Annotated in this window: 13 protein-coding genes; 6 read left to right on the top strand and 7 right to left on the bottom strand. The window is 53.2% G+C overall.

Annotated elements, in window-relative coordinates; all coding sequences use genetic code 11:
- The first annotated feature begins 230 nt into the window (after positions 1–230).
- On the top strand, positions 231–785 hold the full coding sequence (locus tag RTE01_RS25530) for a gamma carbonic anhydrase family protein (protein ID WP_045854074.1): 555 nt from the start codon (positions 231–233) through the stop codon (positions 783–785).
- Here RTE01_RS25530 and RTE01_RS25535 read toward each other — a convergent pair.
- From RTE01_RS25535 to dprA, 6 genes are read right to left on the bottom strand one after another with little or no spacing between them, the layout of a single operon-like run.
- The gene (locus RTE01_RS25535; RefSeq protein WP_115191766.1) at positions 761–1018 is read right to left on the bottom strand and encodes a DUF1488 family protein; all 258 of its coding nucleotides are present in this window, start codon (positions 1016–1018) and stop codon (positions 761–763) included. The two genes, RTE01_RS25530 and RTE01_RS25535, sit on opposite strands and share 25 nt — an antisense overlap.
- A complete protein-coding gene (aroE, locus tag RTE01_RS25540; protein ID WP_123552439.1) occupies positions 1015–1833 on the bottom strand; it encodes a shikimate dehydrogenase in 819 nt (272 codons plus the stop codon). The genes RTE01_RS25535 and aroE overlap by 4 nt, the downstream gene beginning before the upstream one ends.
- A gap of 3 nt (positions 1834–1836) precedes the next feature.
- The gene (gene tsaC / locus RTE01_RS25545; protein WP_041142951.1) at positions 1837–2409 is read right to left on the bottom strand and encodes an L-threonylcarbamoyladenylate synthase type 1 TsaC; all 573 of its coding nucleotides are present in this window, start codon (positions 2407–2409) and stop codon (positions 1837–1839) included.
- Positions 2402–2956 carry a DNA topoisomerase family protein gene (locus RTE01_RS25550; RefSeq protein WP_134527934.1) on the bottom strand — a complete coding sequence of 185 codons (555 nt, stop codon included), beginning with the start codon at positions 2954–2956 and terminating at the stop codon, positions 2402–2404. Before RTE01_RS25550 ends, tsaC begins: the two co-directional genes overlap by 8 nt.
- Before the next feature lie 26 nt (positions 2957–2982).
- Complete coding sequence (smg, locus tag RTE01_RS25555) at positions 2983–3456, bottom strand: DUF494 family protein Smg (RefSeq protein WP_041142952.1); 474 nt, start codon at positions 3454–3456, stop codon at positions 2983–2985.
- On the bottom strand, positions 3428–4552 hold the full coding sequence (dprA, locus tag RTE01_RS25560) for a DNA-protecting protein DprA (RefSeq protein ID WP_134527938.1): 1125 nt from the start codon (positions 4550–4552) through the stop codon (positions 3428–3430). Before dprA ends, smg begins: the two co-directional genes overlap by 29 nt.
- 129 nt (positions 4553–4681) lie before the next feature.
- Between dprA and def the strand changes: the two genes are divergently transcribed.
- From def to mscL, 5 genes are all read left to right on the top strand, one after another.
- Positions 4682–5191 carry a peptide deformylase gene (gene def, locus RTE01_RS25565; protein ID WP_041142954.1) on the top strand — a complete coding sequence of 170 codons (510 nt, stop codon included), beginning with the start codon at positions 4682–4684 and terminating at the stop codon, positions 5189–5191.
- A gap of 14 nt (positions 5192–5205) precedes the next feature.
- Positions 5206–6153: a methionyl-tRNA formyltransferase gene (gene fmt, locus RTE01_RS25570; protein WP_041142955.1), complete on the top strand. Its 948-nt coding sequence runs from the start codon at positions 5206–5208 to the stop codon at positions 6151–6153.
- Positions 6154–6205: 52 nt separating this feature from the next.
- Positions 6206–7501 (top strand): 16S rRNA (cytosine(967)-C(5))-methyltransferase RsmB, encoded by a 1296-nt coding sequence (rsmB, locus tag RTE01_RS25575; RefSeq protein ID WP_076948227.1) that lies wholly within the window; start codon positions 6206–6208, stop codon positions 7499–7501.
- A gap of 13 nt (positions 7502–7514) precedes the next feature.
- Entirely contained in the window at positions 7515–8891 is a 1377-nt protein-coding gene (trkA, locus tag RTE01_RS25580) for a Trk system potassium transporter TrkA (RefSeq protein WP_041142957.1), read from the top strand.
- Positions 8892–9035: 144 nt separating this feature from the next.
- The gene (gene mscL / locus RTE01_RS25585; RefSeq protein ID WP_041142958.1) at positions 9036–9449 is read left to right on the top strand and encodes a large-conductance mechanosensitive channel protein MscL; all 414 of its coding nucleotides are present in this window, start codon (positions 9036–9038) and stop codon (positions 9447–9449) included.
- Here the strand turns inward: mscL and RTE01_RS25590 are convergent, their stop codons facing one another.
- Entirely contained in the window at positions 9450–9665 is a 216-nt protein-coding gene (locus RTE01_RS25590; protein WP_134527943.1) for an alternative ribosome-rescue factor A, read from the bottom strand.
- Between the last annotated feature and the right edge of the window lie 32 nt (positions 9666–9697).

Raw genomic sequence — 9697 nt, forward strand, 5'->3', positions numbered from 1 at the left:
CCGGCTAGTTAGTGTGAAGTGATTCACATCCGCCGTGTCAGTGGGAGCGCATTATAGGGATCCCATTTTATTGCACAAGTCTTTTATCGATCTTTTTTTCCGGATGATGCTTTTTCGCCCTTTTCGCAGCGTTATTGTTCGATCTGCTCAGTTTTTACCACAATAAAGGGTTGCAGGCGGCGGGGAAAGCCACCAAAGTCTTCACACAACCCTGAATTATCGAGGTAAGCATGTCCGCAAATTTACGTCCTTATAAAGATTTATTCCCACAAACAGGCCTGCGCGTGATGATCGATGCCACCAGCGTAGCGATCGGCGATGTCAGGATGGCTGATGATGTCAGCATCTGGCCACTGGTTGCCATTCGCGGAGACGTTAACTATGTGCAAATCGGCCCTCGCACCAATATCCAGGACGGTAGCGTGCTGCATGTCACCCATAAATCATCCTATAACCCGCAGGGTAATCCCCTGATCGTTGGGGAAGATGTCACCATCGGCCATAAAGTCATGCTGCACGGCTGCACTATCGGTAATCGGGTACTGGTGGGGATGGGTTCAATTCTGCTGGATGGTGTAGTAATAGAGGATGACGTCATGATTGGTGCCGGTAGTCTGGTACCGCAGAATAAGCGGCTGGCAGGCGGCTATCTTTACTTTGGCAACCCGGTGAAACAAATCCGCCCCCTGACGGAGGCGGAAATAGCGGGGCTGATCTATTCAGCAAACAACTACGTGAAATGGAAGAACGATTACCTGGATCAGGAAAACCAAACCCAGCCCTGATCGTCTTCCTGCTGGTCACGGATCATCTCATCCGCTTCTTCTTCCAGATCCCAGCGATGTTCGCGAAATGCAGCCAGCCACTGAGCTGGCTCTTTTCCACCAAAGCGTTTTTCTAGCGTTACGCTTCCCATTGCGCAGGTCAGCTGCATACCATGAACCAGCGCGGGGAATGTAATGCACTGTTTTTCAGTATCCCACTCCTCTCTATCAGGAAACTGAATCGCCTGATTCACGGATTCAATTCCTTATGCAAGGTTTGAATCACCGGAGTAATGTCTGGCAGTACGCCATGCCAGAGTAATACGGCATGGGCGGCCTGAGCCACCAGCATACCTAAACCGTCAGCACACTTTTTTGCACCATGCTGCTGGCACCAGGTCAGAAACGGCGTATTGCCCTGCTGATAAAACATGTCGTAGCAGTGGACGTGCGTATTAATTAACGCAGCGGGTATCGCCGGGACCTCACCGCCAATACCGCTGGAGGTCGCATTAATGATGAGATCAAACTCATGTTCAGCCAGCGTATCCATTTCCAGCGCACGAATACTGCCGGTATGAGAAAAGAGCGCCGCCAGTTCATGCGCGCGGGAGCTGGTGCGGTTGACAATCGTCACGGCGCAATCGAGGGACAGAAGCGGTAACAGCACGCCGCGCGATGCGCCTCCTGCCCCGATAAGCAGGACACGAAAGCCAGGTTTAATAAAACCGAGCCGCTCCAGATCGCTCAATAGCCCAATGCCATCGGTGTTATCCCCCAGCAAACGGCCATCGTCCAGACGTTTCAGGGTATTCACGGCCCCGGCGAGCGCGGCTCGTTCGGTGAGCTCATCGGCGCGGGCGAACGCTTCCTCTTTAAACGGAACGGTAACGTTGGCGCCTCGCCCCCCTTCATTAAAGAAAGCATTCAGGGTACTGATAAATTCATCTCGTGGCGCCAGAATACGTCCGTACGGATGTGCAATCTGCAGCTGCTGCGCAAAAAGCTGATGGATAGCGGGTGATTTGCTGTGGGCAATAGGATTTCCAAAGACTGCGTAGCTTTCCATCACTTACCCCTGGCGGAAGAGTTCGCCCGTCAGGGCGTCGCGAATTTCAGACGGATTCTGACGACCGCCGGTTAACCCATTAACCACCGGAAAATCGGCGCCAAACTGGGCGTGAACTTCAGCCGTGGTGCGACAGGGAGGCTGGCCGGATAAATTCGCACTGGTCGAAACCAGCGGTTTTCCATAGGCCTCGCATAGCTCAACCACCAGCGGGTGATCGGTAACGCGTACCGCCAGAGAGTCAAAACGCCCGGTCAACCAGCGCGGAGTTGTTTTACGCGCCGGGAAGACGAACGTCACCGGTCCTGGCCAGCAGCTAAAAATTGTCGCCAGCTGCGCCTCGCTAAGCTGAGAGTCATCTATATAAGGAAGTAGCTGTTCAAAGCGGGCGGCGATAAGAATCAGGCCTTTCTCGACCGGCCGCTGCTTGAGGTCCAGCAGACGCATGACGGCCGTTTCGCTGTCGGGATCGCAGCCAACGCCAAAAACGGCTTCTGTGGGATAGGCGATGACGTGTTCGTTATTCAGAACCGCCACTGCATGGGCGACGGTTTCTGAGTGCAGGTTATTATTCACTGATTTGTTCCGCCGATATCGGCTTTCCACATTGTTTACTGGCACAAAAGCATTTAACGCCCTGCGCCGTTTTCTTTTCGATTAAGAGCGGATAGTGGCATTCATGACACTCGCCCGCTATCGGTTTGAAGTTAATGACGAACTGGCAATCGGGGTAACGATCGCAGGAGTGAAAAGTTTTGCCAAAACGAGAGCGGCGCTGAACCAAATGCCCCTGACCACACTGCGGGCACGCGATAGCCGTCTCATCAGGCTTATCAATAAGTTCAGTATGCTGGCATTGCGGATAGCTGCTGCAACCAATAAACATACCGAAGCGTCCCTGACGCAGCACCATCACGGCACCGCAGGATGGACACTCCTGCCCCTCCAGCACTTTAACGATATGTCCGTCCGCCTGACTTTTCAGGGGACGGACGTAGTTACAGTCCGGATAGTGCGAACAGCCAAGAAACGGTCCATGCTTCCCGGAGCGGATTACCAGTTCAGCCCCGCACTGTGGACAGGGCTCATTTTTACGCACCTGAAACAGTGCTGATTTGGTCATAAATACTCGACGTTGCTGCAAAAAGATTAATGCAGCATACCTTCATTTACTTCGAAGAGTAATTCTTCCATCTGCTGGTAGGCGTTTTCACAGCCCGGAATATTAAACAGCACCATCAGGATCACCCATTTAAGGTCTTCCAGTTCGAACTCTGCCGTATCCAGCGCCAGAACGCGTTCAATTACCATTTCTCGCGTTTCGAGGTTCAACACTTGAATTTGCTCGAGGAATAATAAGAATCCTCGGCAACTAGCATCCAGACGCTGACACTCTTCTTCGGTATAAATCCGTAAAGAGAGTGGGTCAGAAGCCAGCTGCATGGGCGCGACAAGGCCTTCCTGATAGTCAGCCAGTTTCTCGAGCCACATCAACGCGTTATAAATATCTTCCCGTTCAAAACCGGCGTCGGTGAGATCCCGGGTCAGCTTATCCTGGTCTACGCGCATTTCTGCTTCGTTATGGATGTAAGTCTCAAACAAATACATGAGTACGTCGAACATGGCTTGCCCTCCTTAATCGGACATAGCCGCCGGGTACAGCTGCGATCCAGCCTGCTAACTCCAGTTCAAGTAGCTGAGCTACGGTCACTGGTACAGATTGGCCGGCACGTTCAGCGACAACGTCAACAGGTGTTACCTCATCTCCTACGTTAGCCAGGAGCTCAGGAAATGGCAATGCTACGGGTGGTCGATCCGTGCAATTATTTATATCGTACGGCGTCTCGCGCAGCCATAGCAGCTCATGCTGCCAGTATTCGACGATATCCTCGGGCGCAGTAACGAGGACAGCGCCCTGCTTGATAAGCCAATGCGGGCCCTCTGAGCCTGGGCTGCCTATCGGCCCGGGCAGCGCAAAAACCTCCCTTCCCTGTTCAAGTGCACAGCGGACGGTAACCAACGAGCCGCTTCTCAATGCCGCCTCCACCACCAATACCCCAATACTTAAGCCGCTGATAATCCGGTTACGGCGAGGGAAATTTCCAGGTAATGGCGGTGTGGCGAGAGGAAACTCAGAAAGCAGCGCTCCTCCGCTATCGACAATCTGCCTTGCTAAAGCGGCGTGCCGCCGCGGGTAAATATCCCCTAACCCATTCCCGAGCACCGCAATGCTTTTTCCATTCGCGGCAAGCGCGCCGCGATGGGCAACGCCGTCAATACCAATCGCCAGGCCGCTGGTAATCGTGATGCCATAGCGTGCCAGGGCTTCGCAGAACACTCTCCCCCAGCGTTCGCCGTACCAGGAGTGCGCGCGGCTCCCGACAACCGCTAGCTGCCGGCTCTGCAAAATAGCGAGGTCACCTTTAACCAGAAGCGCGCCGGGATAATCAGCGGTTGCGCGCAGCTGCGGTGGATAGAGAGGACTGTCGGCCGAGAGCAGATGGTGCTCTGGCTGTTCCAGCCATTCCAGAGCAGCGTCGATATCCCGCTGGCCAAAGGTCAAAAATTGCCTCGCCTGCGCCGCGCTCAGGCCGCAGAGACGTAAAGCTTCACTATTAAGCCCGACAGCGGTGCCTATCCGGTGAGCGACGGTCACCATCGCCTCACCATACAGGCCGTTTACCCTCATCAGGCGTAGCCAAATCTCTGCGGGCGCCATCCATACTCCCCTGCCATAAGCGGCTTTAACAATCCTTGCGATTGGACAGTGAGACTGTCAATTAGAGGGGGTTTTGTCTAGAATAGAGGTAATAATCTTATCAACTCCTGAATACGACTCTGGATCTTTATGGCAGTTTTGCAAGTGTTACATATTCCGGACGAGCGCCTTCGCAAAGTCGCCGAGCCGGTAAAAGAAGTCAATGCAGAAATTCAGCGTATCGTCGATGATATGTTCGAGACGATGTACGCGGAAGAGGGTATTGGCCTGGCGGCAACGCAGGTTGATATCCATCAGCGCATTATTGTTATTGATGTGTCGGAGAACCGTGAAGGTCAGCTGGTGTTAATTAACCCTGAGCTGCTGGAAAAAGACGGTGAAACCGGTATTGAAGAAGGCTGCCTGTCCATTCCGGAACAGCGTGCGCTGGTACCACGTGCCGAAACCGTGAAAATCCGTGCCCTGGATCGTGAAGGCAAGCCGTTCGAACTGGATGCTGACGGCCTGCTGGCTATCTGTATTCAGCATGAAATGGATCATCTGGTAGGCAAACTGTTCATCGATTATCTGTCGCCGCTCAAACAACAGCGCATTCGTCAGAAAGTTGAAAAACTGGATCGTTTGCGTACGCGTGCCTGAGGACAAGGATTAACGTGTCACAATCACTACGTATTATTTTTGCGGGTACACCCGATTTTGCAGCGCGTCATCTTGACGCGCTGTTGTCGTCTGAGCACCAGATCGTCGGCGTCTTTACGCAGCCCGATCGCCCCGCTGGCCGCGGTAAAAAACTTATGCCGAGCCCGGTAAAAGTTCTGGCTGAAGCCAACAATTTGCCGGTATTCCAGCCCGCATCCCTGCGTCCACAGGAAAACCAGGAGCTGGTTTCCTCGCTTAATGCCGATGTTATGGTGGTTGTCGCCTACGGACTGATTCTGCCCAAAGCGGTTCTGGATATGCCGCGCCTTGGCTGTATTAACGTCCACGGTTCTCTGCTGCCTCGCTGGCGCGGTGCCGCACCTATTCAGCGTTCATTATGGGCCGGCGATACGGAAACAGGCGTAACGATTATGCAGATGGACGTCGGTCTCGATACCGGCGATATGCTGTATAAGCTATCCTGTCCGATAACCGCAGAAGATACCAGCGCCAGCCTGTATGACAAGCTTGCAAACCTCGGCCCACAGGGGCTGCTGAATACGCTGACCCAGGTAGCTAACGCAGCAACTCAACCTGAAGTCCAGGATGAAGCCTTAGCCACCTACGCTGAAAAGCTCAGCAAAGAAGAAGCCCGTATTGACTGGTCGCTTTCAGCCGAACAGCTCGAACGTTGCATCCGCGCTTTTAATCCGTGGCCGATGAGCTGGCTGGAAATTGACGCACAGCCGGTGAAGGTTTGGCAGGCGTCGGCTATTGCCGAAGCCAGTACCGCTGAGCCTGGCACCATTGTGGCTGCCAGCAAGCAGGGTATTCAGGTGGCAACCGGCAATGGCATTCTGAATCTGGAATCCCTGCAGCCGGCAGGTAAAAAAGCGATGAGCGCCCAGGATTTGCTAAATTCTCGCCGGGAGTGGTTTATCCCAGGTAACCGTCTTTCCTGACGGTAGTCACTTCTAAAGCCCGGATCTACCGGGCCTTTTTATTTTTACGGTTATGAAAAAAAATCTTAATTTACGTAGTCTGGCGGCTCAAGCCGTTGAACAGGTTGTCGAGAAGGGCCAGTCGTTAAGCAACGTGCTGCCGCCTTTGCAGCAGAAAGTCGGTGAAAAAGATAAAGCGCTGCTGCAGGAGCTGTGCTTTGGCGTTCTGCGCACCCTCAGTCAGATGGAATGGCTGATCAATAAGCTGATGGCTCGCCCGATGACGGGAAAACAGCGCACCGTTCACTATTTAATTATGGTCGGCTTTTATCAACTGCTGCACACCCGTATCCCCGCCCATGCAGCGCTGGCAGAAACGGTTGAGGGCGCGGTAGCCATTAAACGCCCGCAGCTCAAAGGACTGATCAACGGCGTGCTGCGCCAGTTCCAGCGTCAGCAGGAAGAATTGCTTGGCGAATTCGCCGAAAGCGAGAGCCGCTTCCTGCATCCCGCATGGTTAATCAAACGTATTCAAAAGGCCTGGCCACAGCAGTGGCAGGCCATTGCGGATGCCAATAACCAGCGTCCGCCGATGTGGCTACGCGTTAATCGCAATCACCACTCACGCGATGAATGGCTGGCGCTCCTTGAAGAGGCGGGCATGCAGGGGTTTGTTCACCCCGACTATCCGGACGCCGTTCGTCTGGCGACGCCGGCGCCTGTACAGGCCTTGCCCGGCTTTGAGCAAGGCTGGGTCACCGTTCAGGATGCATCCGCCCAGGGCTGTATGCGTTACCTGACCCCGGAAAATGGCGAAAGGATCCTCGACCTTTGCGCCGCGCCTGGCGGTAAAACAACCCATATCCTGGAAGTCGCCCCGCAGGCCAGCGTAATGGCTGTCGACATCGATGAGCAGCGGCTGTCCCGTGTCTATGACAATCTGAAGCGTCTGGGAATGAAAGCCCAGGTAAAACAGGGTGATGGTAGATATCCAGCGCAGTGGTGCGATGATGAAAAATTCGATCGTATTCTGCTCGATGCGCCCTGCTCGGCAACTGGCGTCATTCGCCGCCATCCGGATATTAAATGGCTGCGTCGTGACCGCGATATCGCGGAGCTGGCACAGCTTCAGGCTGAGATTCTTGACGCCATCTGGGGGCATTTAAAACCCGGCGGCACCCTGGTCTATGCGACCTGCTCAATTCTGCCGGAAGAAAATAGCCAGCAAATTGCAGCATTCCTGGCACGCACGCCTGATGCAGAACTTAGCATCACCGGAACACCTGAGCAGCCAGGGCAGCAAAATCTGCCCGGTGCGGAAGAGGGTGACGGGTTCTTTTACGCTAAGCTGATCAAACATCGGAAATAACGGGTCACTGCTGATGAAGATTATTATTCTGGGCGCCGGACAGGTTGGCGGAACTCTCGCGGAAAACCTCGTCGGAGAGAACAACGATATTACCCTGGTTGATACCAACGGTGACCGCCTGCGCAGTCTGCAGGATAAGTTTGACCTGCGTGTTGTTCAGGGGCATGGCTCTCATCCGCGCGTACTACGCGAAGCCGGAGCGGATGATGCCGACATGCTGGTTGCCGTCACCAGTTCTGATGAAACCAATATGGTGGCCTGCCAGGTCGCCTATTCCCTGTTTAATACGCCTAATCGTATTGCCCGCATTCGTTCTCCGGACTACGTGCGTGACGCCGATAAGCTTTTCCACTCTGAAGCCGTGCCGATTGACCATTTGATCGCGCCGGAACAGCTTGTTATCGACAATATTTACCGCCTGATTGAGTATCCAGGCGCGCTGCAGGTCGTAAACTTTGCCGAAGGGAAAGTAAGTCTGGCGGTTGTTAAAGCCTACTACGGTGGTCCGTTGGTAGGCAACGCGCTCTCGACAATGCGTGAACACATGCCGCATATCGACACCCGTGTGGCGGCTATTTTCCGCCACGATCGCCCTATTCGCCCCCAGGGTTCTACCATTGTTGAAGCCGGCGATGAAGTATTCTTTATTGCCGCATCTCAGCATATTCGTGCCGTGATGAGCGAGCTGCAGCGCCTGGAGAAACCCTACAAGCGCATCATGCTGGTTGGCGGCGGAAATATCGGTGCGGGTCTGGCCCATCGGCTGGAAAAAGACTATAGCGTCAAGCTAATTGAACGCGATCAGCAGCGCGCCGCCGAGCTGGCGGAAAAGCTCCAAAACACCATCGTCTTTTATGGTGACGCGTCGGATCAGGAGCTCCTCGCGGAAGAGCATATTGATCAAGTCGACCTCTTCATTGCCGTTACCAATGATGACGAAGCCAACATCATGTCTGCAATGCTGGCCAAGCGGATGGGCGCCAAAAAGGTCATGGTGCTTATTCAGCGAAAAGCCTACGTCGATCTGGTTCAGGGCAGCGTTATCGATATTGCTATCTCCCCGCAGCAGGCGACCATTTCAGCGCTGCTCAGCCATGTCCGTAAAGCCGATATTGTGGGCGTCTCTTCCCTGCGCCGCGGCGTAGCTGAAGCGATCGAAGCCGTCGCCCACGGAGATGAAAGCACCTCACGCGTCGTGGGCCGTTCGATCGATGAGATCAAGCTTCCGCCGGGGACGATCATTGGCGCCGTGGTTCGCGGAAATGACGTGATGATTGCCAATAATAATTTACGTATTGAGCAGGGCGATCACGTAATTATGTTTCTGACCGACAAAAAATTTATCTCCGATGTCGAACGGCTGTTCCAGCCAAGCCCTTTCTTCCTGTAATTTATTTGGGCGCCGGTATCGCGCCCATATCCATTAACCTTTATTTATCAATGGATAATATTTTTATGCAATTATTCAACAATAATGGAAAATGGAAATACATTTGTTAAACTTATCTCTGTCAGCTGGTTCAAGGAGAATGAAATGAGTATTTTAAAAGAGTTTCGCGACTTCGCGATGCGCGGGAATGTGGTCGATCTGGCAGTGGGTGTCATCATTGGTGCAGCGTTCGGTAAAATTGTATCGTCGCTAGTTGCCGATATTATTATGCCGCCGCTTGGCTTACTTATTGGTGGGATCGATTTTAAATCTTTTGCCGTCACGCTGCGCGATGCTCAGGGAGATATCCCGGCCGTTGTAATGCATTATGGCGTGTTTATTCAGAACGTTTTTGACTTCGTTATCGTTGCGTTTGCCATCTTTATGGCAATTAAACTGATGAATAACCTGAACCGCAAAAAAGAAGAGGCCCCTGCAGCTCCGCCGGCACCGACTAAAGAAGAAGTGCTGCTGAGTGAAATTCGTGACCTGTTAAAAGAGCAGAACAACCGCTCGTAATCAGGCTACAGAAATCAGAAAGCCAGTGGTAAAAAAGTGATTCACTTTCTTGCCACTGGCCTCCCGGTCACCCCGTACTGCATATTTTTCTTTTCGCTGATAGCTTCCTTTGCCTTTCTTGTTTTTCTCAACGCGTTGCCTGAATAGCGGGTCATGAAGCAGTGCCTCGATGGCATTATCTTTTATTTGCCCTTTGGTGTGCTGATAGCGACTCATAGTAACTCCTGATAGTAAATGAGATCGACGCG

The organism is Klebsiella terrigena (assembly GCF_006539725.1).
GTDB lineage: Bacteria > Pseudomonadota > Gammaproteobacteria > Enterobacterales > Enterobacteriaceae > Klebsiella > Klebsiella terrigena.

Coding starts and splice junctions, on each gene's coding strand:
- trkA (WP_041142957.1), top strand. CDS start 7,515: ATGAAGATTATTATTCTGGGCGCCGGACAGGTTGGCGGAACTCTCGCG.
- RTE01_RS25550 (WP_134527934.1), bottom strand. CDS start 2,956: ATGACCAAATCAGCACTGTTTCAGGTGCGTAAAAATGAGCCCTGTCCA.
- RTE01_RS25590 (WP_134527943.1), bottom strand. CDS start 9,665: ATGAGTCGCTATCAGCACACCAAAGGGCAAATAAAAGATAATGCCATC.
- dprA (WP_134527938.1), bottom strand. CDS start 4,552: ATGGCGCCCGCAGAGATTTGGCTACGCCTGATGAGGGTAAACGGCCTG.
- aroE (WP_123552439.1), bottom strand. CDS start 1,833: ATGGAAAGCTACGCAGTCTTTGGAAATCCTATTGCCCACAGCAAATCA.
- smg (WP_041142952.1), bottom strand. CDS start 3,456: ATGTTCGACGTACTCATGTATTTGTTTGAGACTTACATCCATAACGAA.
- rsmB (WP_076948227.1), top strand. CDS start 6,206: ATGAAAAAAAATCTTAATTTACGTAGTCTGGCGGCTCAAGCCGTTGAA.
- mscL (WP_041142958.1), top strand. CDS start 9,036: ATGAGTATTTTAAAAGAGTTTCGCGACTTCGCGATGCGCGGGAATGTG.
- def (WP_041142954.1), top strand. CDS start 4,682: ATGGCAGTTTTGCAAGTGTTACATATTCCGGACGAGCGCCTTCGCAAA.
- RTE01_RS25530 (WP_045854074.1), top strand. CDS start 231: ATGTCCGCAAATTTACGTCCTTATAAAGATTTATTCCCACAAACAGGC.